The organism is Pseudomonas sp. H2_A10 (assembly GCF_054680085.1).
In genome coordinates this window covers 4,870,396-4,892,935 of record NZ_CP162821.1, presented here as the reverse complement: position 1 = coordinate 4,892,935, position 22,540 = coordinate 4,870,396, and the positions used below count along the sequence as shown (strand labels likewise).

At 58.1% G+C, this 22,540-nt stretch carries 20 protein-coding genes, 1 tRNA gene and 1 pseudogene; 18 read left to right on the top strand and 4 right to left on the bottom strand.

Annotated elements, in window-relative coordinates:
* Window positions 1-20 precede the first annotated feature (20 nt).
* Window positions 21-1,970, bottom strand: coding sequence for a flavin monoamine oxidase family protein (locus AB4O23_RS22620; protein WP_135196842.1), 1,950 nt, complete (start codon window positions 1,968-1,970; stop codon window positions 21-23).
* A 209-nt stretch (window positions 1,971-2,179) separates the two neighbouring features.
* Between AB4O23_RS22620 and AB4O23_RS22615 the strand changes: the two genes are divergently transcribed.
* From AB4O23_RS22615 to AB4O23_RS22585, 7 genes are all read left to right on the top strand, one after another.
* Window positions 2,180-2,524 carry an FKBP-type peptidyl-prolyl cis-trans isomerase gene (locus AB4O23_RS22615; protein WP_065878646.1) on the top strand — a complete coding sequence of 115 codons (345 nt, stop codon included), beginning with the start codon at window positions 2,180-2,182 and terminating at the stop codon, window positions 2,522-2,524.
* Between the two features lie 14 nt (window positions 2,525-2,538).
* Window positions 2,539-3,120 (top strand): GNAT family N-acetyltransferase, encoded by a 582-nt coding sequence (locus AB4O23_RS22610; RefSeq protein WP_065878645.1) that lies wholly within the window; start codon window positions 2,539-2,541, stop codon window positions 3,118-3,120.
* Window positions 3,121-3,847: 727 nt separating this feature from the next.
* Window positions 3,848-6,553 (top strand): magnesium-translocating P-type ATPase, encoded by a 2,706-nt coding sequence (gene mgtA / locus AB4O23_RS22605; RefSeq protein ID WP_068934559.1) that lies wholly within the window; start codon window positions 3,848-3,850, stop codon window positions 6,551-6,553.
* Between the two features lie 64 nt (window positions 6,554-6,617).
* On the top strand, window positions 6,618-7,334 hold the full coding sequence (locus AB4O23_RS22600) for an MgtC/SapB family protein (RefSeq protein WP_017530513.1): 717 nt from the start codon (window positions 6,618-6,620) through the stop codon (window positions 7,332-7,334).
* Window positions 7,335-7,614: 280 nt separating this feature from the next.
* Window positions 7,615-8,244, top strand: a complete 630-nt coding sequence (locus AB4O23_RS22595) for a response regulator transcription factor (RefSeq protein ID WP_017530514.1) — start codon at window positions 7,615-7,617, stop codon at window positions 8,242-8,244.
* Window position 8,245: 1 nt separating this feature from the next.
* On the top strand, window positions 8,246-11,854 hold the full coding sequence (locus AB4O23_RS22590; protein ID WP_135196840.1) for a transporter substrate-binding domain-containing protein: 3,609 nt from the start codon (window positions 8,246-8,248) through the stop codon (window positions 11,852-11,854).
* A gap of 134 nt (window positions 11,855-11,988) precedes the next feature.
* Entirely contained in the window at window positions 11,989-12,411 is a 423-nt protein-coding gene (locus tag AB4O23_RS22585; protein ID WP_065878639.1) for an ANTAR domain-containing protein, read from the top strand.
* 70 nt (window positions 12,412-12,481) lie between these two features.
* Here the strand turns inward: AB4O23_RS22585 and AB4O23_RS22580 are convergent, their stop codons facing one another.
* Window positions 12,482-13,552, bottom strand: coding sequence for a 3-deoxy-7-phosphoheptulonate synthase (locus AB4O23_RS22580; protein WP_065878637.1), 1,071 nt, complete (start codon window positions 13,550-13,552; stop codon window positions 12,482-12,484).
* A 621-nt stretch (window positions 13,553-14,173) separates the two neighbouring features.
* Here AB4O23_RS22580 and AB4O23_RS22575 point away from each other — a divergent pair.
* Window positions 14,174-14,923, top strand: coding sequence for a carbon-nitrogen hydrolase family protein (locus tag AB4O23_RS22575; protein WP_460060650.1), 750 nt, complete (start codon window positions 14,174-14,176; stop codon window positions 14,921-14,923).
* Complete coding sequence (locus AB4O23_RS22570) at window positions 14,924-15,355, top strand: GNAT family N-acetyltransferase (RefSeq protein WP_017530519.1); 432 nt, start codon at window positions 14,924-14,926, stop codon at window positions 15,353-15,355.
* Between the two features lie 35 nt (window positions 15,356-15,390).
* Here the strand turns inward: AB4O23_RS22570 and AB4O23_RS22565 are convergent, their stop codons facing one another.
* Window positions 15,391-15,630 (bottom strand): DNA-binding protein, encoded by a 240-nt coding sequence (locus AB4O23_RS22565; protein WP_065879546.1) that lies wholly within the window; start codon window positions 15,628-15,630, stop codon window positions 15,391-15,393.
* A gap of 82 nt (window positions 15,631-15,712) precedes the next feature.
* On the opposite strand from AB4O23_RS22565, the gene AB4O23_RS22560 reads away from it, so the two are divergent.
* The 9 genes and pseudogenes from AB4O23_RS22560 to AB4O23_RS22520 all read left to right on the top strand — a co-directional run bounded on the left by AB4O23_RS22560 (window position 15,713) and on the right by AB4O23_RS22520 (window position 22,129).
* Window positions 15,713-16,078, top strand: a complete 366-nt coding sequence (locus AB4O23_RS22560) for a helix-turn-helix domain-containing protein (protein ID WP_017530521.1) — start codon at window positions 15,713-15,715, stop codon at window positions 16,076-16,078.
* Between the two features lie 151 nt (window positions 16,079-16,229).
* Entirely contained in the window at window positions 16,230-16,871 is a 642-nt protein-coding gene (gene gacA, locus AB4O23_RS22555) for a response regulator transcription factor GacA (protein ID WP_017530522.1), read from the top strand.
* Between the two features lies 1 nt (window position 16,872).
* The gene (gene uvrC, locus AB4O23_RS22550) at window positions 16,873-18,696 is read left to right on the top strand and encodes an excinuclease ABC subunit UvrC (RefSeq protein WP_017530523.1); all 1,824 of its coding nucleotides are present in this window, start codon (window positions 16,873-16,875) and stop codon (window positions 18,694-18,696) included.
* Between the two features lie 32 nt (window positions 18,697-18,728).
* A complete protein-coding gene (gene pgsA / locus AB4O23_RS22545) occupies window positions 18,729-19,289 on the top strand; it encodes a CDP-diacylglycerol--glycerol-3-phosphate 3-phosphatidyltransferase (protein ID WP_017530524.1) in 561 nt (186 codons plus the stop codon).
* A gap of 60 nt (window positions 19,290-19,349) precedes the next feature.
* Window positions 19,350-19,425: transfer RNA gene (locus AB4O23_RS22540), tRNA-Gly, on the top strand.
* A gap of 224 nt (window positions 19,426-19,649) precedes the next feature.
* Window positions 19,650-19,937, top strand: a pseudogene (locus AB4O23_RS22535) (Arm DNA-binding domain-containing protein); the annotation flags it as partial.
* A 317-nt stretch (window positions 19,938-20,254) separates the two neighbouring features.
* Window positions 20,255-20,926, top strand: coding sequence for a hypothetical protein (locus AB4O23_RS22530; RefSeq protein ID WP_065878052.1), 672 nt, complete (start codon window positions 20,255-20,257; stop codon window positions 20,924-20,926).
* Window positions 20,919-21,626 (top strand): RES family NAD+ phosphorylase, encoded by a 708-nt coding sequence (locus AB4O23_RS22525; RefSeq protein ID WP_065878055.1) that lies wholly within the window; start codon window positions 20,919-20,921, stop codon window positions 21,624-21,626. Before AB4O23_RS22530 ends, AB4O23_RS22525 begins: the two co-directional genes overlap by 8 nt.
* A 254-nt stretch (window positions 21,627-21,880) precedes the next feature.
* Window positions 21,881-22,129 carry a hypothetical protein gene (locus AB4O23_RS22520; protein ID WP_065878056.1) on the top strand — a complete coding sequence of 83 codons (249 nt, stop codon included), beginning with the start codon at window positions 21,881-21,883 and terminating at the stop codon, window positions 22,127-22,129.
* Window positions 22,130-22,259: 130 nt separating this feature from the next.
* Here the strand turns inward: AB4O23_RS22520 and AB4O23_RS22515 are convergent, their stop codons facing one another.
* Window positions 22,260-22,472, bottom strand: coding sequence for a hypothetical protein (locus AB4O23_RS22515; RefSeq protein ID WP_039011490.1), 213 nt, complete (start codon window positions 22,470-22,472; stop codon window positions 22,260-22,262).
* Window positions 22,473-22,540: the final 68 nt, after the last annotated feature.

Below are 22,540 nucleotides of genomic sequence, written 5' to 3'. Positions count from 1 at the left end.
CGTTTTGTAGCCTGCTTCTCTTAGGCGTCAGTCTGATACTCAGGGTAGTCCCGCATCGTAAAGCCGCCGTTGAAAATGGCGCGGGTCTTACTGCATATATTTATCACCGTATCAATGGCCCCTCTGAAGCACGGTTCAGTCCAGCCCGCATCAACGGAGAAAGATTCGCCACAGAGATAGAGTCCTGAAGTGTGAGAGTAGTCTCGGTTGTATTTCATTAGGCTCACCGCGTCGTAATAAGTGCCTGCTCGATAGAGCTTCGCGCAGCCAAGTGAGTTTTTATCATTCATCCATCGCTGAACAATTGCCTGTTTTTGCGCAATATAGGGTGAGATTTTTTCTTTTATATTGGTTGACTTCAAAAGTATTCTATCAAGTTCGTCGACGCATTTCTTAACAAGCTCCGCATCGCTGAATAAAGAAAGTTTGGTGGCGTCATCTTCCCAGGTGTAGCTAAGGAGAATGCAATCATAAGTGGTGTTGTCGTTATAGCGGTAGGTGTATACGTCATGGATCAAACTATCGGTTACAATGGTTTGGGGAATGTTTTTGTTGTCTGACAAAAATGACTTTTTTAGAGGGGCGTAAACTTTGCAGCTCGTTTCCCAGTGGGCTGTCTTGTAGGCTTCTATGATTTTGAATGGGAGGACGTCCTGACTGAAATTCTCAATTGATATTTGGGTTTCTATTAACCAGGAGGGCAGCGTCATTACAACCGAATCGCAGTCTATGAACTCTAGATTTTTTGCGCTTTTTGATGTGGTATTCCACTCATAATAGACGCGAATTTTTCCATTGTTGAGCCTTTCCAGTTTTGTTGCTGCGCTATCAGTCAGTAGACCTGAGCGGCTTTTAACAAGGTGCTCGTACAATGACAGAGGCGTTTCTTCTGCTTTTATAAAGAGCAGCGATTCGGCCAGGGATCCAAGGCCTACGTAGTTAGGTTTGTTGAAGCTAAGTCCTCTTGAATCCAAAACTTTTTTAGCGTTTAAGTACGGTGAGGCCATAGGGTTTCCGTGCGCATCAACGCGTCCGTGAATTAACTGCAAATGACTGCTGAATCCGAATATTGCAGTGCGCAGTGGATACAGAGAGCAAACGTCATAGAAGGCTCCCCAACTGCCATCTCCAATACCGATAGAGTAGAAAACAGCAGATTCCTGCGCAGTCATACCCATTCCGCCAAAATTTCCAGGATCATTTTGGCTCCATCTATCAATGCTTGGCATCTTGACTAAGTCACGGAAGGAGATACGTTCGTATTTTTTTACTATGGAGGCCCACATGTCTTCCCACTGTTCGGAACCGTAATGCTCGGCGACGCTCAGAGTCATACGCTCGGCAAAAGTTTTCCATTTTGCAAAGACTTTACCCAGTGTCTGTCCGGGAGGTGCCGTTTTTCCATCGGTGTTTTTCCACACAAGCATGGTCGGTTCACTGTTATCGTCAATGCTTCCTTCTCGCAGGTATATTCCAGTTGATCGAACTGCGGGACTGCCTGGGTTTGGAAAGTCTGAATGCCTTAATTCAAATTGTGTCGCATAATAGGCCATCAACGATCTACCGTTTTTGGGTGGTTCGTTTGATGTGTTGAAAAATGGCATTCTCATTGCGCCCATTTCAAAAGGAGGCTTGCCTATAGTGTTGGTGTTGTTGTGCCCGAGTGCGGTAAGGTGGCGGCCGCCTACGCGCTTCGATTTTTCAAGTAAAGTAATGTTTGTGAAACCACATCTATAAAGTTCACGTGCGGTTGTCAATCCTGTAATGCCTGCTCCAATAATGCAAATTTTATGATGGGGTGCAGTGGCTTTGGCAACGCCATTTATTTGTTCCATCAGTTCGCGGTAGTCAAAACATAAGTCCGGTGGGTTGGGGAATACGGCTCTCCATTTGTTGGGGGTGGAGCGCTTTTTCCTATGCAGCTGTTGTGCAATATCAGCAGGGTAATTGAAGTTTGAGCCAATGGTCATTTTGATATACCTCGGTAAAGATGATGATCTCTTTATAGATTGAACTTAGGCGATTTGATCGAGAATAAGCAGAGGGTGATTTTTTGTGAGGGCAAGTCGTGTTCTTTCGTAGGTGCGAGGGAAGCGATACGGCTCCAACTGTTCCTACACTTGCCAAACTCCACCGATTCTGGGAAAACCCCAGCCTTTACGCCTTCAACGAGAACCCCATGAGCCACGACGAACTGCAGATCACTGACACCCGCATGGGCACCGGCAAAGCCGTGGTCAAGGGCGCGCTGATCACCACTCAATACACCGGCACGCTGGAAGATGGCACGGTGTTCGATTCGTCCTGGGAAAGGGGTAAGCCGTTCCAGTGTGTGATCGGCACCGGGCGCGTCATTAAAGGCTGGGACCAGGGCTTGATGGGCATGCGGGTGGGCGGGGTACGCAGGTTGTTCGTGCCGGCGCATCTGGCTTATGGCGAGCGGTCGATGGGCGCGCATATTACGCCCCACAGTGACCTGCATTTCGAGATTGAGCTGTTGGAAGTGCTGACGCGGGATGATTGAGAGAGGCGCGAGATATGGATATCACTTGCTCTCTTGAGGGGCTTCGGGTGGATGAGCTGAATGCCGGCGACGCAGCCGAGCTGCAGCGGTTTTTCGAGCAGGCGCCGGATTACTTCATCGCGGTCAACGGTGAGCCTGCCACGCCGACCGAAGCGCGCGACGAGTTGCAGGGGGCGTTGCCGGCCGGGTGGACGTGCAGCCGGATGTACTGGCTGGGCTATCGAGACGCTGATGATCGCTTGGTCGCCGTGGTGAATATTGCGGCGGATTTGCTCGCGCAGGGCGTATGGCATATCGGGTTGTTGCTGGTGGACTCGGGCAGGCATGGCACTGGCTTTGCGCAGCGGCTGCATGCGGAGCTTGAGCGTTGGGCATTAGAGAATGGCGCCCAGTGGCTGCGCTTGACGGTGGTGGTGGGTAACACCAGGGCCGAGCGCTTCTGGCCCAAACTTGGGTATGTGCAGGTGCGTACACGGGATGGGATTGCGATGGGTCGTCAGGTGAACAGGGTATCGATTCAGGTCAAGGCGTTGGCGGGTGGGAGCGTTGAGGACTACCTGGCGTTGGTTGAGCGGGATCGACCAGGCACACCATAGCGGCATAGGAATCTACACAACTCCCAGTGAGCAAAAAATCTATGGCGAATGGACTGTTGTGGTGAGCGGGCTTGCCCCGCGCCGGGCTGCGAAGCGGCCCCAATAAGGTCACCGCTGTGTGTCAGGTTAACCGAGGTGCAGGTTTTAGGGCCGCTGCGCAGCCCAGCGCGGGGCAAGCCCGCTCACCACAGGGAGGTTTTTCAATTTTAAAATTGTGCAGATACCTATGGCTATCGCAGCGGTGCGACGATTCGACAAGCCAGCTCCCACATTTGATCTTCTGCATGTGCAGAAGCCGGTTCCTGAACCCATCCTGAAGAATCTTCTTATTCACCATTGGGAAACTTTCCTACGGTTTACTCTCCTGAAGTCGGGGCGTAAGCTTCGCGCGTTTTCATCAATAGCGGAGACCCTCAGTGGGTACTTGTTCGAGTGACAGTAGTCGGCCGGTTTCGTTAACCGGCACAGGCTTGGCAAGGTAACGCGCATTTATTCGATGCCGTTGTCTCGCCAAAAAAGCGAGAAGCGGCATCCCGGCAGCGGCCAGTCCTGGCACCTGCCTGATCCCCTCTCATCGACGCTGACCAGCACCCCGATAACCTCGGGATGTTACGGACGCGCCTGCCTTTTACGGTGGGCGGGCCGAGCCGGCTGTGCCTGTGTGACAGGCGCGGCGCGGCGTGGCGGTACCTGCACGACGGTTTTTTCCTCGCGCAGGAGTTACACCATGAACCTCACCCTGTTGAAAGAGTTCTTTGCCGGTTTTCTGCGGACCCGGCACATCGCCCGGCACTTCCGCCGCCTGGCCATGCTCGACACCGTGGCCGACGCCAGCGTCAGCCGCGAAGTGCCGCCGACCTTGGCGCAAACCCTGGTGGCCGCGGCCAACCACAACACCGTGCAGTTGCTCGGTACGTTGGGCAGCCATGTCGAGGGCCTGAGTGCTCCAGAGGCCGACGCCCTGCGCGTGCAATACGGTCTCAATGAAGTCGAGCACGAGCAGCCGCTGCCATGGTGGGCGCACCTGTGGCATTGCTATAAAAACCCGTTCAACCTGCTGTTGACCTTGTTGGCGGTGATCTCCTGGCTGACCGAAGACATGAAGGCCGCCACCGTGATCTTCTCCATGGTGGTGCTCTCGACGCTGCTGCGTTTCTGGCAGGAAGCCAAGTCCAACAAAGCGGCCGATGCGCTCAAAGCCATGGTCAGCAATACGGCCACCGTGCTACGCCGCGATGGCGCCAAGCGCATAGAGCTGCCGATCAAACAGTTGGTACCGGGCGACCTGATCGTGCTGTCGGCCGGCGACATGATCCCCGCCGATTGCCGCGTGCTCAGCGCCAAGGACCTGTTTGTCAGCCAGGCCGCAATGACGGGCGAATCGATGCCGGTGGAAAAATTTGCCCAGCAGCAGGACGCCAACACCCGTAACCCATTGGACCTGGAAAACATCCTGTTCATGGGCACCAACGTGGTGTCCGGTGCGGCGACGGCGGTGATTCTGACCACCGGCAACAGCACCTATTTCGGCGCACTGGCCCAGCGTGTGACAGCCACCGACCGCGCCACCACGTCGTTCCAGCATGGCGTGAACAAGGTCAGCTGGCTGCTGATTCGCTTTATGTTTGTGATGGCGCCGCTGGTGCTGTTCATCAACGGTTTCACCAAGGGCGACTGGACCGAAGCGCTGTTGTTCGCGCTATCGATCGCCGTGGGCCTGACCCCGGAAATGCTGCCGATGATTGTGACCTCGACGCTGGCCAAGGGCGCGGTGTTTCTGTCGCGCAAAAAGGTCATCGTCAAGCGCCTGGACGCGATCCAGAACTTCGGCGCGATGGACGTGCTGTGCACCGACAAGACCGGCACCCTGACCCAGGACAAGATTTTCCTGGCACGCCATGTGGACGTGTGGGGTGAAGAGTCCGACGACGTATTGGAAATGGCCTACCTGAACAGCTACTACCAGACCGGCCTGAAAAACTTGCTGGACGTGGCGGTGCTGGAGCATGTGGAGGTACATCGGGAGCTGAAGGTCGGTACCGCCTTCCATAAGGTCGATGAGATCCCGTTCGACTTCAATCGCCGGCGCATGTCGGTGGTAGTGGCCGAGCAAGGCCTGCCGCATCTGTTGATCTGCAAGGGCGCCGTGGAAGAAGTCCTGTCGGTGTGCAACACCGTGCGCCATGGCGACACCAGCGAGGCGCTGACCGAGCCATTGCTGGCGCGTATTCGCCAAGTGACCGCGGCGTTCAACGAAGAAGGCCTGCGCGTGGTGGCCGTGGCCGCACAACCGATGCCGCCGGGGCGCGATACCTACAGCCTGGCGGATGAAAACAACCTGACGCTGATCGGCTACGTGGCCTTTCTTGATCCGCCCAAGGAAAGCACCGCGCCGGCGCTCAAAGCCCTCAAAGCCCATGGCGTAGCGGTGAAGGTACTGACCGGCGACAACGAACTGGTGACCGCCAAGATCTGCCGCGAAGTGGGCCTGGAGCAACAGGGCCTGTTGATGGGCAACGACATCGAGGACATGACCGACGCTGAACTGGCCAAGGCCGTCGAGACCACCAATGTGTTCGCCAAGCTGACGCCCAGCCACAAGGAACGCATCGTGCGCCTGCTCAAGGCCAACGGGCATGTGGTGGGCTTTATGGGCGACGGGATCAACGATGCGCCGGCATTGCGCACGGCCGATATCGGTATTTCGGTGGACAGCGCGGTGGACATCGCCAAGGAGGCGGCCGACATCATCCTGCTGGAAAAGAGCCTGATGATCCTGGAAGAGGGCGTGCTGGAAGGCCGGCGCACCTTCGCCAATATGCTCAAGTACATCAAGATGACCGCCAGTTCCAACTTCGGCAACGTGTTCTCGGTGTTGGTGGCCAGTGCGTTTATCCCGTTTTTGCCGATGCTGCCGATGCACCTGCTGGTGCAAAACCTGTTGTATGACATTTCCCAGATCGCGATTCCGTTCGATAACGTCGACGACGAAATGCTGGCCAAGCCGCAACGCTGGCAGCCTGGGGATGTGGGCCGTTTCATGCTGTTTTTCGGGCCGATCAGTTCGATCTTTGACATCACTACGTTCGCACTCATGTGGTACGTGTTCGATGCCAACACACCAGACCATCAGACGCTGTTCCAGTCGGGCTGGTTCGTGGTGGGGCTGCTGACCCAGACGCTGATCGTGCACATGATCCGTACCCCGAAAATCCCGTTCCTGCAAAGCCGTGCGGCGATGCCGTTGATGGTGATGACCGGCGTGATCATGGCCGTAGGGATTTTCCTGCCGATGGGGCCGCTGGCGCATTACTTCAAACTGCAGGCGTTGCCGTCGCTGTACTTCGTGTTCCTGCCGGTGATTTTGCTGGCGTACATGGCGCTTACCCAGGCCGTGAAGGGCTACTACATCCGCACATTCGGCTGGCAGTAACAACCTCAGCTCAAATGCCCCCGGCCCCCGCAGGGGTCGGCGGCGGCATACAGGGAAAGTGCTTATGCAAGCAATCAACAACATTAACCTCGACTCCCTCATCGACACCCTGGTCAGCCTGACCGCCGCGTTTATCCTTGGCGGGCTGATCGGGTTCGAACGCCAGTACCGCCAGCGCACGGCGGGCTTGCGCACCAATGTGCTGGTGGCGGTGGGCGCGGCGATTTTTGTCGACATGGCCAGCCGCCTCGGTGGCGCGGAAGGCGCGGTGCGCGTGGTCGCCTACGTGGTGTCGGGCATCGGTTTTCTGGGGGCCGGCGTGATCATGCGTGAAGAAGGCAATGTGCGCGGGCTCAACACCGCCGCCACGCTCTGGGCGTCGGCGGCGGTAGGGGCATGCGCCGGTGCCGATCTGGTGCTTGAAGCGCTGCTGGGCACGCTGTTTGTGCTGGCGGCCAACACCCTGCTGCGGCCCATCGTCAATAACATCAACCGCCAACCGCTGGATGTGGTGTCGGCGGAGGTCACCAACATCCTCTATGTGATTGCGCGACGGACCCAGCAAACCGCAGTGTTGGCATTGCTGGAAGCCGAGTTGGCGCGTTGTAACTACCCGGCCAGCGATGTCGATGTGCGGCCCTTCGGTACCGAGGAAGTGGAGATCGAAGCCACATTGGCGGTGACCTCAGTAGATGGTGACGAGCTGGATGCGCTGGTGGCGCGGATCTCCAGATCAACCTTGGTGGTACAGGCCTTCTGGAGCCCCAGTACCACCGAATAGCTGCCTGGGCGCAGGCTGACTGTGCCGAGGAAAAGTCCTACTACTACGCGAGACTATCCCTTCATCCAAAACGGCATGCCGTTGTTAAGGTTTGCGCGCTTGCGCCTGCTCAGCAGTCAAGGTGCGGCGTTACGTGGTGACTGTGATTTCAAGATGAGGGGCTTTTACTGCCTGAGGCGTTGCGCAGCGTAATCAGTGCCGTTTATCGGAACTGTTACTTTTCACAGGTAGTTGGGCCTCGCGTGATATGTAAGCGTACTGATCTTCCTAGGGGAGTCTTATGAGCAATAAAGCTTTAATTGTGGACGATCATCCTTTTATACGCGCCACCGTGAAGCATCTGTTGAAGCAGGAAGGCTTCGATACGATTTTCGAGGCGGGTAACGGTGCCGACGCCATGCAGGTTGCACGCGAAGAGCGGCCGGATCTGGTCATCCTCGACCTGGCAATGCCCAAGCTCGGCGGGTTGGAGGTGATCAGTCGGATCAAGGCGCTGGAACTGCCCTGTAAGATCCTGGTGCTGACCTCGTACTTGGCGGTGTTTTTTTCCACCCGCTGCATGCGCGCCGGAGCGATGGGGTTTGTCGCCAAGACTGGAGAACTCGATGAGTTGCAAAAGGCAATCCGGGCGATCCGCTCCGGCTACAGTTGCTTCCCCAGCCTGCCTACCAGTTCGGTGCGCCGCGATGATCTGCAATCTACCGAGCAGGAGTTGGTGGACGCGTTGTCCGACCGCGAATTGACTGTGCTGCAAAAACTGGCTTTGGGCCTGGGTAACAAGGATATCGCCGAGGACATGCTGTTGAGCCACAAGACCATCAGTACCTACAAGACGCGGCTTAAGGAGAAGTTACGCATGTCGTCGGTGGTACACCTGTCCAAGTTTGCCCAGCGTAATCATTTGATCTGAAATGGCCACTTCGCGGCGGCTGAAATGCATGGCCATCGTGCTGCTGGGGCTGTTGCCCGGTGCGGCGGTGGCCCTTGATGAACCACAGAGCCTGCGCCTGCTGGGGCATTCCACCCTGGCAAACCCTTCATTGACGCTGGACGAAGCTGACTGGCGTTGGCTACGCCAGCGCCGCACGCTGTCGATGGGCGTGTCGGCGCCCGATTATGCGCCCTTTGACCTGAGCAACAGCAACGAGCTGGAAGGCATTACCGCCGATTACGCCGCGCTGATCGGGCAGGCGCTGAATGTCACGATTGAGGTGCGCCGATACGATACCCGTGACGAAGTCATCGAAGCCCTCAAGACCGGTGCCGTGGATTTCGTGGGGTCGTCCAACGGTTATGAGGCAGCCGATCCGCAATTGCTGCTGTCGCGCTCCTACGCCAACGATCAGCCCGTCTTAGTGACCCGCGCCGGCGAAAATCACGCGCTGAAAGCTGATCTTTCGGGCAAGCGCGTTGCGATGCTCTACCACTACATGCAGCCCAATACTGTCCAGGCGTTTTATCCCAAAGCGCGGTTGCAGTTGTTTGGCTCGACCTTCGAAGCCATCGGCTCCGTTGCATTCGGCCAGGCGGATGTCTACCTGGGCGACGCCATCAGCACTCGCTACCTGATCAACAAGAACTATTTGAACAACGTGCGCATGGCGGATTTTTCCGCGCTGGAGGTCAACCCCTTCGGTTTCGCGTTCGCCAAGGGCGATGCGCGTCTGTTGAATATTTTCAATGCCGCACTGGCGGTGGTGCCGGTCAACCAACAGATGGAAATCCTGCGTCGCTGGAGCGCCGGCAGCAGTGGTTTCCTGGAGGCCGGGCGGCTGCGCTTGAGTAACAGCGAACAGCGCTGGCTGGAGAAGCACCCCTGGGTGAGGGTGGCTGTGCTCGATAAATTGGTACCGCTGTCGTACTTCAATGAACAAGAGCAATTCGAAGGGCTGAGCGCCGAAGTGCTGTCGCAGATCAGCTTGCGCACCGGGTTGAAGTTCGAGGTGGTACGCGGCAGTTCACTGCCTCGGCAACTGGATGATGTGGACGCCGGCCGGGTAGATATGGTGGCGGCGATCACGCCGAGCGTCGAGCGTGCCGACAAGATGCGCTTTACCCGGCCTTACCTGTCCAACCCCTACGTTCTGGTGGTGCGTGCCGACAATGACCGCCTGATCACCCTGGAAGACATGGCTGGCAAACGGCTTTCGCTCATTCGCAGCAATAGCCTTGCCGCGCAGATCGCCCGGGATTATCCAGACATCGGGTTTGTCGACGTCGAGAATCCTGAGCAGGCCCTGGAGTCGGTTGCCAAAGGGCGGGCCGAGGCCGCGCTGTTGTCGCTGATCAGCGCACGCTACATGATTGCGCGTAACTATCGGGACCGCCTGCGCATCACCAGCACGGTGGGTACGGAGCCTGCGCGGATTGCGTTTGGTGTCAACCGCGGCCAATTGGAGTTGTACTCGATCCTCGACAAAGCACTGTTGAGCATAACGCCCGAAGAGATGGACGAACTGACCAACCATTGGCGCAGCGAGATCCTCATCGAGGACAGCTACTGGACGCGTCACCGCAACGTTATTATCCAGGGCTTTGGCTTGGCCGCACTGTTGCTGCTGATCACCCTGGGCTGGGTGCTTTACCTGCGTAACCTGATCCGCAAGCGCGCCCAGGCCGAACGGGCCTTGAGCGACCAGATGCGCTTTATGAGCGTGCTGATCGACGGCACGCCCCACCCGATTTACGTGCGTGATCGCCTGGGCCGATTGATGGCTTGCAACAACGCTTACCTGGACGTCTTTGGTTTCAAGTTAGAAGACGTCATCGGCAAGACCGTGGTGCAAACCGATACCGGCAACCCGCCCCAGGCCCGGTCGTTCCATGCCGACTACTTGCGTCTGATGGAACAGGGCGAGCCGCAGATTCATGACCGCATTCTCAAAGTGCCCAATGGCGATGTGCTGACTATTTATCAGTGGATGTTGCCGTACCGCGATGGCGACGAGAAAGTGGTGGGCATGATCGCCGGCTGGGTGGACGTGAGTGAGCGCCAGCGCTTGTTGGGCCAGTTGCAGGAGGCCAAGGAGGAGGCCGACGCCGCAAACCGTGCCAAGACGACCTTCCTGGCGACCATGAGCCACGAGATCCGCACGCCCATGAACGCGGTGATCGGCATGATTGAGCTGGCCCTGAAAAATGCCGAGCAAGGGCGCGCAGACCGCGATGCGCTGGAGGTGGCGTCGGTGGCGTCCCGGAGCATGCTGGAGTTGATCGGCGATATTCTCGACATTGCGCGGATCGAATCCGGCCACTTGTCCCTGAGCCTGGAGGCGGCCAATGTGCATGAGCTGCTGGCCTCGGTGGCGCGAGTGTTCGAGGGGCTGGCGCGGGACAAGGGGCTGGTCCTGCAAGTGGAATTGGACCCCTTGATCGACCGCCTGGTGTTGATCGACCCGCTGCGCTTTAAACAAGTGATTTTCAATGTGCTGGGTAATGCGATCAAGTTCACCGCCACCGGCCAGATACGCCTGCGCGCCCAGGGCGTACCGGCATTGTCCGACGACCATCTGAGCCTGCGGGTCTGGGTGGAAGACACCGGGATGGGCATAAGCGCTGAAGATCAGCAGCGTTTGTTCAATCCGTTTATCCAGGGCAGCAACAATGAACAATCGGCGCGCAGCGGCTCAGGCCTTGGTTTGGTGATCAGCCGCAACCTGTGCGAGATGATGGGTGGCCAGTTGCACCTGAGCAGCGTGCTGGGCAAGGGCACGCGGGTGGATCTGATGTTGACATTGGCGCTGACCACGGCAACGCCGGCGGCCCTGACCGTTCCGTCTCTTCCGCCGGCTCGTGCGTTAAGCATCCTGGTGGTCGATGACTACCCCGCCAACCGCCTGTTGCTGGAGCGGCAATTGAGTTTCCTGGGGCATCGCATCGTCACGGCGCAGGACGGCATTCAAGGGCTTGCCCTGTGGCAGGCCGGGCAGTTTGATGGGGTGATCACCGATTGCAATATGCCCCTCAAGGACGGTTATGCGTTGGCGCGTGATATTCGCGCGCAAGAGCGCAAGCGCGGCCTGATTCCTTGCCTGTTGCTGGGCTTTACCGCCAACGCCCAGTCAGAGGAGGCTGAGCGCTGCCGCCAGGCGGGCATGGATGGCTGTCTGTTCAAACCGACCGGGCTTGAGGACTTGCGCTTGGCCTTGGCATCGCGCACGACCGCCACGGCCACCGCTGAATCGGTCATTGATTTAAGCCTGCTGATTGCGCTGACCGGGGAGGACACGGCCGCGCTCGACGAATTGCTGGTGCCCTTGCTCGCCAGCCTGGAAGAGGACGGCGCGTTGTTGCCGACCCTGCAAAACCCGGTGAGCTTTGCCAAGCTGCATGACTTGGCCCATCGGGTAAAAGGCGGCGCGCGCATGGTTAAGGCCGAGGGGCTGGTGGTTTGCTGCGAGGCCTTGGAGGGTGTATGTGAACGGCGGGATGCCGAGGCGTTGGGCGTTTCGGTTGAGGCGTTGGGCGTGGCCATTGCGCAGGTGCATCACAGCCTGCTTCGGCAATGCAATCGGGCTTGACGGCAGTAGATAGCCATTTGGCGATTTTGGGATAAGTCCTACGCGAAGGGGGAACATCGCTGATTTTGTCTGCGGGATATGTCTGGAAAATGATCGCCTCTTACTGACGAGCGCTGCCAGCCCAGGGGTTTGCCATGCCGAACAAAGCACTGTCTATCCTGATTGCCGATGAACAGCACCTGCAACGACTGCACATCGAAAAAATGCTCAACCAGTTGGGGTACCACCGGATTGTCCCGGTACAAACCTTTGAAGAAGTCCAGATACTCACCGCCATCCCCGCTGAGCGTTTTGATGTGCTGATCATCAATGCGGGCTTGGCGGTCAATGCCTGTGAGCCGCAACCCCAGGTCCGCCACGTGCTGGTCTACGACCATCTGGACCTGGGCAAGCCTGCCGGTGCAACGCCGGCGGTGCTGGTACGCCTGCCCGGCGTGCCGGACAACGTCACCCTTGAACACTTCATGGACATCATCGACCCACCCGAGGCCACCAAGGGCCTGCGGGTGTTGCCGTGGCTGCGGGAATTATCCCGCAGGCCCGTGGCCGGGGTTTAGTCCCGCGTCGGTGCGATGGCCTTGGGGCTGAGCCAGCGATGGCCGCGCTCAAGCTCGGTTTCCCTGGCCATCAGCCCTGAGCCCGCAAGCGCTCGGCGGCACTGCGCAACAGCTGCTCGGTACCTGCCCAGCCCAGGCAGCCGTCGGTCACCGACACGCCGTATTTCATCGAGGGGCTCAACGGTTGGCAGCCTTCGAACAGGTGGCTCTCAAGCATCATGCCGATCAGCGAAGTATCGCCTTGCAGGCGTTGTTCGAGCACGTCGTTGAACACCGCCGGTTGGCGCAACGGGTCTTTGCCGCTGTTGGCATGGCTGCAGTCGATCATGATCCGCGGCGTGACCTTGGACGTGGCCAGGTCCTGCTTGATCTGCGCCACGCTCTTTGCATCATAGTTCGGCCCACGGTGACCGCCGCGCAGCACCAGATGTGTGTCGGGGTTGCCCGGGGTCTGGATGATCGCCGGGTGGCCCTGGCTGTCGACGCCGAAGTGGCGGTGCGGGTGCGACGCCGAGCGCATCGCGTCACAGGCGATTGAGACGCCGCCGTCGGTGCCGTTCTTGAAGCCCACGGGCATGCCCAGGCCGCTGGCCATTTCGCGGTGGATTTGCGATTCGGTGGTGCGTGCGCCAATGGCGACCCAACTGAGCAGGTCATCGAAGTAGCCGGCGGCCATGGGCTGCAACAGCTCGGTGGCGACCGGCAGGCCCAGGCGCAGCATTTCGCGCATGAGCTCGCGGGACAGCGTCAAGCCGGCGGCCATGTCGTCACTGCCATCCAGGTGCGGATCGTAGGCCAGGCCTTTCCAGCCGATAGTGGTGCGCGGTTTTTCGACGTAGGCGCGGATCACCAGCAGCATCTGGTCGCTGACGTCGAGTGCCAGTTTCTTCAGGTTGCGAGCGTATTCCATGGCCGATTCCGGGTCGTGGATCGAGCACGGGCCGACAATCACCAGCAAGCGTGAATCTTCACCCTTGAGGATGGCGCGCACGGCCTGGCGATGGGCGTGGATCTGTTCATTGAGGAACGGGCTGAGGGGCAACTGATGCTTGAGCTCAAGAGAGCTGGGCAGGCGCTGGGTCAGGGCTTCATTGGCGCTGATCAGGTTCGAAACGGGCAGAGCGGCGATGGACGAGTTCATATTCAAGGCTTCCTGGGCAAGCGGCGGGTTGTTCCCGCGCGCTTGGCCTACTGGGGTGTTCGACAATTGGCCGTACTGGCCTGGTGTGTTGGCTTGCCACCAATAGGTGACCGATCGGAGGCGGCAGGCTGTCCCGAGCGGAGCTGGCTAAATCGCCATGCAGTGGAGGTGTCGTAGCGGTAATAGGTGGCGTAGTTCATGTCGTGAGTCCTTTTAAGTGTTCTTGATCAAACAAAATGTTCAGGGGCCTGGAAAAACAAAACCCCCGGTCGGGGAGCCGACCGGGGGTTAGATTTCTCTGGCAGGCGACCCCTTGAATGGTGGGCGCCGATTTCAGGTATCAGGCGCGCCAGTGGCTAAACCAATACCCAAAATAAAAGCTGACAGCTGCGCTCGAACCGTTCACACGGCTGGCCGACACCGAGCGCGGGGCGCTGGCGGCAGGGCAAACCTGAGTGTGGGTGAGTTGCAACATGGTGTGTCTCCAAATGATGCGGGGAGCTTACTAGAGGCACGCGGGGAGATTCAATCAGTAATTTCTATTGCGTGAAGGGACTTACGGCTATGGGGTGAGTGTCGATATGCTGGTCATACTTAGTTACCGATTGCTTGGACGCGACCATGACTGCCTTCACTGTTGCTGCAGCTCAATCCATCTCCATTGCGGGCGATGTGCGGGCCAATATCCAACGCCACTTGGCGTGTATGCGGGCGGCGGCGGCCGAGGGTGTGCAACTGCTGGTGTTCCCGGAGTTGTCGTTGACAGGCTATGAGCCGGCGCTGGCCGCTGCACTGGCGATTGCGCCAGAGGACCGGGTGCTGGCGCCCCTGCGCGAAATGGCGCAAGAACTGCGACTGACGGCGGTGGTGGGGATGCCGATTCGACTGGCGCCGGAGGTGGGTGTGTTTATTGCTGCACTGGTACTGGGTGCGGATGGCTCCCTGGCGGTCTACACCAAGCAGCATTTGCACGACGGCGAAGAGACCGCGTTTGTCCGAGGGCAGGGCGGTGCGGCCCTTGAATTCGAGGGGGAGCAGGTTGCACTGGCAGTGTGTGCAGACTTTTCCCATGCCAGCCATCCGCTTGCTGCAGCGCAAGCGGGCGCTACGGTGTATGCCACCGGAGTGTTGATCAGTGAGGGAGGGTACGCAACGGACAGTGCGCTGCTCCGAGGCTACGCAGCTGAACATGCCCTGTTGGTGTTGATGGCCAACCATGGCGGCCCGTCGGGCGGTTGGGCGTGTGCCGGTCGCAGTGCGATCTGGGGCACCGATGGCGGTTTGCTTGCCGCTGTGCCAGGGCTGGGTGAGGCGCTGCTGATCGCCCGTCGCGATGGCGAGCGTTGGGCCAGCGAAGTGGTCGCCCTGTAAATGGCATTTTATCTACGCGCTGCGACGGACCAGGACCTGCCCTTTGCGCGAACGCTGACCCACGAGGCCATGACCCGTTACTACGTAGAGTACGGGTTGTGGTGGTCCAACGATGGCTTCGATACCGCCTGGGCCGGTCGGGAAAACTGGCTGATTTGCCGGGGCGACGTCGTTTTGGGATTTGTCAGCCTGAGCCGCGACAGCCGCGCGCTGTATATCCGCGAGTTGCATATGCTCGAAGCGTATCGTGGGGGTGGCGCAGGGAGCTGGGTATTGCAGCAGATGGCGCTCAAGGCGCAGGCGCTTGGCCTGTTGCGCCTGACGGTATTCAAGACGAACCCGGCGAAGCTGCTCTATGAGCGCATGGGGTTCAGTAACGTTGGTGAAGAAGACTACTTCTGGCGAATGGAGCGTGTCTGCCGCTCAAGCTAAACCCTGCGCACAGGCCGAATAAGCGCATACAGCTCTCAGGAGCCGACTTCCTGATCATTGTTTTGGCCATCAGCCTCAGCAAGGATGATCCCTTCTTTCATGCCCAGAAGGACCGGGACCTTATGGGCCTCTCCACGCCGTCCCTTTTTGCGCCCCGCGAGCACTTGATAGGTGGTAGCCGGATCAACGCCATGCTCACGGGCGAACGCTTGAACTGACTTTCCTTGATGTTCCAGCCAGGCCTTGGCTTGTGCGGCAGTACGGATTCCGGGCATAGTTCAAAACCGTTCAAGTTTGTTTAATAAAGAGATGAGTGTGTCACCTCTTGGGGTGTGCCAGACAGGGTAATACATCCAAATGAGTGGAATCGGTTCGCGTTTGAGGCAAGAAAGAGAGCGACTTGGCTTGTCGCAAAAAAGTTTCGGCGAGATCGGCGGCGTTGAAGCCAACGCACAAGGGAAATACGAAAGTGGCGGGCGCGCGCCTAAAGCGGACTATTTGTCTCGCGTCGCTGAACGAGGTGTGGATGTGTTGTACGTGTTGACCGGCACGGCCACGCCCATCCAACTGGAAAACCTGAGCCAGATCGAAGAAAAGGTGCTCGGCGATTACCGTGCGATGTTCAAGGAAGACCAGGATGCGATCCGTCGCCTGACGTCGACCTTGGCCAAACATTGCGTTGCTGTGAATGAAAAGGCCAAGCCGAAAGCCCAGGATTCCTGACTCTTCGCCCAGCAAATTGAGCCGTCTGCCTCCCGGCGGATGGCTGCCGCTTACCCAAACTCCATATATATGACGCTTGCAGCTAGGTCTGCGCCTTGGTTTTTTGCTAAGGTGTTCAGCAACCTATAAGACCATTTCGCGAGGTGTCTGCTTGATTAGGGTGCTAGTAGTCGATGACCATGATCTCGTTCGTACAGGCATTACACGAATGCTGGCTGACATCGATGGCCTGCAAGTAGTCGGCCAGGCCGAGTCGGGGGAGGAATCCCTGATCAAGGCCCGGGAGTTGAAGCCCGATGTGGTGTTAATGGACGTCAAGATGCCTGGGATCGGCGGTCTTGGTGCCACGACCAAATTGCTGCGCAGCCATCCGGATATCAAAGTCGTGGTGGTGACCGTGTGCGAAGAAGACCCGTTCCCGACCCGTCTTCTACAGGCGGGCGCTGCGGGTTACCTGACCAAGGGTGCAGGCTTGGCGGAGATGGTGCAGGCCATTCGCCTGGTGTTCGCCGGCCAGCGCTATATCAGCCCGCAGATTGCCCAGCAATTGGCCATCAAGTCTTTCCAACCCACCAGCGACTCGCCATTCGACGCGCTGTCGGAGCGGGAAATCCAGATCGCCCTGATGATTGTGGGTTGCCAGAAAGTCCAATCCATCTCCGACAAGCTGTGCCTGTCGCCCAAGACCGTCAACACCTACCGCTATCGCATTTTCGAGAAGCTCGCCATCAGCAGTGATGTTGAATTGACCCTGCTCGCGGTGCGCCACGGCATGGTGGACGCCAGCGCCTGACATGACTACGCCGTTTGATCCGAGTGCCTTCCTCTCAACCTGCAGTGGCCGCCCCGGCGTGTACCGCATGTTCGACAGCGAGGCGCGCCTGCTTTACGTCGGCAAAGCCAAAAACCTGAAAAACCGCCTGGCGAGCTACTTTCGCAAGACCGGTCTCGCGCCCAAAACCGCCGCACTGGTGGCGCGTATCGCTCAGGTCGAAACCACCATCACCGCCAACGAAACCGAAGCGCTACTGCTTGAGCAGACGCTGATCAAGGAGTGGCGGCCGCCCTACAACATCCTGCTGCGTGATGATAAATCCTACCCCTACGTGTTTTTATCCGACGGCAACTTCCCACGGCTGAGTATTCACCGTGGTGCGAAGAAGGCGAAGGGCAAGTACTTTGGCCCTTATCCCAGCGCCGGGGCCATCCGTGAAAGCCTGAGCCTGTTGCAAAAAACCTTTTTTGTGCGCCAGTGTGAAGACAGTTTCTACAAGAACCGCACGCGGCCGTGCCTGCAATACCAGATCAAACGCTGCAAGGCACCTTGCGTGGGCCTGGTGGAGCCGGCGGAATACGCCGAGGATGTGCGCCATTCGGTGATGTTTCTCGAAGGACGCAGCAATGCGCTGACCGATGAGCTCTCCGCGGCCATGGAAGAGGCGGCCGGCACCCTGGATTTCGAGCGGGCCGCTGAGTTGCGCGACCAGATCTCCCTACTGCGTCGTGTGCAGGACCAGCAAAGCATGGAAGGCGGCACCGGCGATGTCGACGTGATCGCCGCCTTCGTCAATCCAGGTGGCGCCTGTGTGCACCTGATCAGCGTGCGCGGCGGGCGAGTGTTGGGCAGCAAGAACTTCTTCCCGCAAACCGGTATCGACGAAGACGTGGCTGAAGTGATGGCCGCGTTCCTCGGCCAGTACTACGTCAGCAGCCCCGAGCGCGACCTGCCGTCGGAGCTGATTGTCAACGTGGTGCATGAAGACTTCCCCACGTTGATCGAAGCGATCCACGAGTTGCGTGGCCGCGAATTGGACATCAGCCACCGCGTGCGTGGCACGCGCGCCCGCTGGCAGCAACTGGCCGTCACTAACGCCGAGCAAGCCCTGAGCGCGCGCCTGGCCAACCGACAGCACGTCGCCGCACGCTTTGATGCCCTTGCCGAAGTGCTCAACCTGGACGAGCCGCCACAGCGCCTGGAGTGCTACGACATCAGCCATTCCAGCGGCGAGGCCACCGTAGCCTCCTGCGTGGTGTTCGGGCCGGAAGGGCCGATCAAGTCCGACTACCGGCGCTACAACATCGAAGGCGTCACCGCCGGCGATGACTACGCCGCCATGCATCAGGCACTCACGCGGCGCTTCAGCAAATTGAAGGACGGCGAGGGCAAGTTGCCGGATATCCTGCTGGTGGATGGCGGCAAGGGCCAGTTGTCCATGGCCCGTGACGTGCTCAACGAACTGGCGGTGCCCGACCTGATCCTGCTCGGCGTGGCCAAGGGCGCCACGCGCAAGGCTGGTTTCGAGACGTTGTACTTGAATGATGCCGCCCATGAGTTCACTTTGAAGGGCGACTCCCCGGCACTGCATTTGATCCAACAGATTCGTGACGAAGCCCACCGTTTCGCCATTACCGGCCACCGTGCCCGTCGCGGCAAAACCCGGCGAACCTCAACCCTGGAAGGGGTGGCGGGGGTAGGCCCGACACGGCGTCGTGACTTGCTTAAACATTTTGGTGGCTTGCAGGAGCTGTCCCGTGCCAGCATTGACGAGATAGCCAAAGCACCCGGTATCAGTAAAAAGCTTGCTGAGTTGATTTATGCGAATCTGCACAGCGAATAGAATGCCTTTCCACCTCGTAGCCAGTTGTGCCGATGAATATCCCTAATCTGATCACCGTTCTACGCGTCCTGCTCATCCCGATCTTTATTTTGCTGTTCTATTTACCGTACGAGTGGAGCTACCTGGCCTCCAGTTCAGTGTTCGCCTTTGCGGCCGCCACCGACTGGCTTGACGGTTACCTGGCCCGCCGCCTGGAGCAAAGCACGCCCTTCGGCGCGTTCCTCGATCCGGTGGCCGATAAACTCATGGTGGCCGTCGCCCTGGTGCTACTGGTACAGGAACACGGCAACCTGTGGCTGACCCTGCCGGCTGCGGTGATTATCGGCCGCGAGATCGTCGTCTCGGCCCTGCGCGAATGGATGGCCGAAATCGGCGCCCGTGCCCACGTCGCCGTCTCCAACATGGGTAAATGGAAAACCGCCGCGCAAATGCTTGCGCTGGTCATCCTGCTGGCCAACCCGTCTGACTTCTCCTTCTGGGTCCTGCTGGGCTACGCCTTGCTGCTCGTCGCTGCGGGCCTGACCCTGTGGTCCATGCTCCAGTACCTGCGCGCCGCCTGGCCGCATCTGCGCACCACTGTTGAAAAGAAATAAAACTTTTTTGAATCAAGAGCTTGACGGGTGCGCTGGATTCTATAGAATGCGCATCACCAAGCGGGAATAGCTCAGTTGGTAGAGCACGACCTTGCCAAGGTCGGGGTCGCGAGTTCGAGTCTCGTTTCCCGCTCCAATTATTTTTCTATAGACTTCCATTGAAGTATTTAGAAGTCAAAGAAAGAGGCCTCGGCCTCTTTCTTCGTTCCAGTAAAGTCTACTCTGATACATTAGTATCCACGATTTTTTAGTACATTTTTTAGTACATCAATTCGACGCTTGGTAAATCAGTTTTTTGAGCAGCTTGGTACTCTGAAAACTGTACAACACACCTTCATTTCATATGAGGGAGTTAGTACGATGGTCCTTACCAATACGGTGATCCGGCACGCCAAACCTCGCGCCAAAAACTATACCCTTCCTGACTTTGATGGCCTCGCACTTTTCGTGAATACGAAAGGCACCAAGAGCTGGCACTTCCGCTTTTCCTGGGCGGGCAAGCAGCCTCGTATTTCGCTCGGTACTTATCCTGAAATAGGTCTGCGCAATGCTCGCGCTCTGCGTGATATCGCCAGGGCGCAGGTCGCGAAGGGTATCGATCCCCGCGACCTGCGACGGCTTGAGCGCAATGCCAAACTGTTGGCGGAGAGAACACCTTCTTAGATCGATGTGGTACAAATTTCGGCCCTTAGGGGAGCGGGACCGCCGGGAATTCAAGCAGTGCTGAATTGGGTTATGCCAACTCTTTCGATCCACCATTGCTGGTCTTTAGCTCGCTCGCCACACCTGAAAGCCAAGATCGTATCCTTAGACTTTTCGTCCCAGAGTCACCGTGCTGATCGACGGCATGGCGTGCTCCCCTCAATCCTACCTATGTATCCGGATGAATGGAGGCTAGGCCAGGGTTGGGGTTATCAAAGATATGATAGTATTTGATAGCGCAGATAACTGGTGAGGAGATTTCCATGAGCGTTACAGAGCAGTCGGGCGTCTCCACTTTGGTCGGTACGCCTAAGGAGGCTCGGGCGAGCTTAAGCCGCTCGCATGCGGACCGAGTGCTGGTCGTGTCTTTTGCTCAGGTCAACCTCAGCGTATTTGAGGCGTTGGCGGAAAACTTCGCCAATGTGGCTTCTTCGATGTACGAGGTGCTGCAGGAGCGTCAGGACCCGAAGTTGCTGGAGCGACTGGCCGAGGTGTTTGTGACGCGTAAGCCGCCTTCGCCTCGCTTGCTCAAGGAAGCGGCAATGCTGGTACAGGCCCGCAAAGCGGTGTTGGAAAGCGGTGACTGGCTGACCGCCGCAGACATCGCCCAGGTGGCCCAGTTGAGTACTAGAAACCCGAGTGCCCAGCCCAACAAATGGAAAAAGCAGGGGCAGATCTTTGCCATCAGCCACGGTGGGGTTGACTATTTCCCTGGCTACGGCTTGGACCCGGACGCGGGCTATCGGCCGTTCAAGGCACTGGCCAAAATCATTGAGGCTTTCGCTGGCCACAAGGACGGCTGGGGGATGGCTTACTGGTTTCGGTCCGATAATAGTTTTCTGGGAGGCAAAAGACCTCAGGACCTGTTGGCATCGGCGCCTGATCGGGTGTTTGCTGCCGCACAGGATGAAATCCAAGGCATTGTCCATGGCTAAGCAGCGTACCGAGTTCAGTGAGGGTAGGGCGACGCCTCCCACGGATTTGGCGGCATCCGTTACCCCAGTGCCTACGGCTACGTTGCACGTCACTTTCACCGTGATCGCCAAAGGCGATGTGCTTCACCGTGTGCACCAGGATAAGTATCAGCCTGCTCAATTCAATCCTGGTGTGCACGGCAACGCACGCTTCAGCCCGATCCAGGATGATCAGGGGCGGGCGATTCCCACCTTGTATGGAGGCACGACAGTCGATTGCGCCTTGATGGAGACCGTCTTCCACGACGTTCCCCGTACGGCTGGGTTTAAGAGCTTCGACAAAGGCAAGCTGACTGGACAGGTGCATTCTGCCGTCCAGGTTAGCCAACCGCTGCACCTGGTTGATCTGTCCAGCGTGCCACTGCGGAAACTAGGCATCACGCGCAAACAATTGATCGACACTGAGAAAGATCAATATCCTGCGACGCGCAAATGGGCCGAGGCAATCCACCGTCAGTGTCCAGATGCCCAAGGGCTGTCTTGGGTGTCGCGACAAGATGATTCGGCACGTGCGGTGGTGCTCTTCGGTGACCGGATTCCTGACGGCGCACTCCATCCGCAGGGGGCGTCACGCAGCTTGACCGGCGACCCGACTGTGTTCGACACGGTGCTCAATCTGGCAGAGCGGATTGGGGTCGTTATCATCGCGGGAAAAAGCTGAGTCAAAATGACCGAACAGTGGCCCCTGGAATCCGCTCTCTGAGGCTGGAATTGCCGTTCCTCTGTCATTAGATCTTGCTGAAGACGGCGGGCTTTGATGGGGGCATTGATGGATTCCTCCGTACAGGTCTGCGTAGCATCGACGGTCAACAAATAGGTCTTCTGTGCGTTCTAGGAGCGGACGGTGCTTGTCCCGGAACACGCAGCAATAACATGATGGCTGGCTCCGTGCTGGCCTAAAATGCGGAGCTCGGTATGGACGTCAACCAGATGTTAAATGATGAACTGGTGAGCCGGCTGGAAGAGAAAATTCCAGCTATGGCGAAAGACGCGATTAAGGCGGCCTATATCAATACGCTGGCGGCCGGACTCAGTGTGATGGAAATCAGGAATGGCATGCTCGTTGAAACAATGGCCGATGGTCAGCACAAGGTTATTCGAGCGGCTAAGCCCAAGCATAAGGTAGCTTCGGACATGATTATCAAGGTGCGCCGCTTTTCATAACGAAAGGTTGAGGGCGCCCGTATCTTCACGCTGTCGCCGCGCAGCGCGCGGGAGTTCTGACACTTCGGCGAGTCCAGCCTTTATGCTGTGCAGAATAACCGCCAAGCTCGCCATCGCATGGGCCGTTAAATCAGTGACCCTGGGTTCTCAGCTTAGCCAAGCCCTGCTTGATGTGTCCGGCATTTTCTCCGATGGTGTGAAGTGCACCTCGGACGTTGGCACCAATCTCCGCTGCACCTTGGTCTTCTACCTTCAAGGTCAGCTCCATCACCGCGGCCTCCAAGGCGAGCTGATTTTGGTACAGCCGCTCGAGAACATCAGAAAGTGAATATTCGGTGGGCATTGTTTCGACTCCAATCGAGGACTCAAGAGCGTAGCAGCGGAAGGGATGGAAACCAAAGGGCGGTAGGC

Bases quoted from the DNA above. Each gene is read 5' to 3' on its own strand.
- AB4O23_RS22575 (WP_460060650.1), top strand. From the start codon at position 14,174: ATGACTGCCTTCACTGTTGCTGCAGCTCAATCCATCTCCATTGCGGGC.
- AB4O23_RS22520 (WP_065878056.1), top strand. From the start codon at position 21,881: ATGGACGTCAACCAGATGTTAAATGATGAACTGGTGAGCCGGCTGGAA.
- pgsA (WP_017530524.1), top strand. From the start codon at position 18,729: ATGAATATCCCTAATCTGATCACCGTTCTACGCGTCCTGCTCATCCCG.
- AB4O23_RS22515 (WP_039011490.1), bottom strand. From the start codon at position 22,472: ATGCCCACCGAATATTCACTTTCTGATGTTCTCGAGCGGCTGTACCAA.
- AB4O23_RS22560 (WP_017530521.1), top strand. From the start codon at position 15,713: ATGAGTGGAATCGGTTCGCGTTTGAGGCAAGAAAGAGAGCGACTTGGC.
- AB4O23_RS22595 (WP_017530514.1), top strand. From the start codon at position 7,615: ATGAGCAATAAAGCTTTAATTGTGGACGATCATCCTTTTATACGCGCC.
- AB4O23_RS22590 (WP_135196840.1), top strand. From the start codon at position 8,246: ATGGCCACTTCGCGGCGGCTGAAATGCATGGCCATCGTGCTGCTGGGG.
- AB4O23_RS22565 (WP_065879546.1), bottom strand. From the start codon at position 15,630: ATGCCCGGAATCCGTACTGCCGCACAAGCCAAGGCCTGGCTGGAACAT.
- AB4O23_RS22600 (WP_017530513.1), top strand. From the start codon at position 6,618: ATGCAAGCAATCAACAACATTAACCTCGACTCCCTCATCGACACCCTG.
- AB4O23_RS22570 (WP_017530519.1), top strand. From the start codon at position 14,924: ATGGCATTTTATCTACGCGCTGCGACGGACCAGGACCTGCCCTTTGCG.
- uvrC (WP_017530523.1), top strand. From the start codon at position 16,873: ATGACTACGCCGTTTGATCCGAGTGCCTTCCTCTCAACCTGCAGTGGC.
- AB4O23_RS22610 (WP_065878645.1), top strand. From the start codon at position 2,539: ATGGATATCACTTGCTCTCTTGAGGGGCTTCGGGTGGATGAGCTGAAT.
- AB4O23_RS22615 (WP_065878646.1), top strand. From the start codon at position 2,180: ATGAGCCACGACGAACTGCAGATCACTGACACCCGCATGGGCACCGGC.
- AB4O23_RS22530 (WP_065878052.1), top strand. From the start codon at position 20,255: ATGAGCGTTACAGAGCAGTCGGGCGTCTCCACTTTGGTCGGTACGCCT.
- AB4O23_RS22585 (WP_065878639.1), top strand. From the start codon at position 11,989: ATGCCGAACAAAGCACTGTCTATCCTGATTGCCGATGAACAGCACCTG.
- mgtA (WP_068934559.1), top strand. From the start codon at position 3,848: ATGAACCTCACCCTGTTGAAAGAGTTCTTTGCCGGTTTTCTGCGGACC.
- AB4O23_RS22580 (WP_065878637.1), bottom strand. From the start codon at position 13,552: ATGAACTCGTCCATCGCCGCTCTGCCCGTTTCGAACCTGATCAGCGCC.
- AB4O23_RS22620 (WP_135196842.1), bottom strand. From the start codon at position 1,970: ATGACCATTGGCTCAAACTTCAATTACCCTGCTGATATTGCACAACAG.
- AB4O23_RS22525 (WP_065878055.1), top strand. From the start codon at position 20,919: ATGGCTAAGCAGCGTACCGAGTTCAGTGAGGGTAGGGCGACGCCTCCC.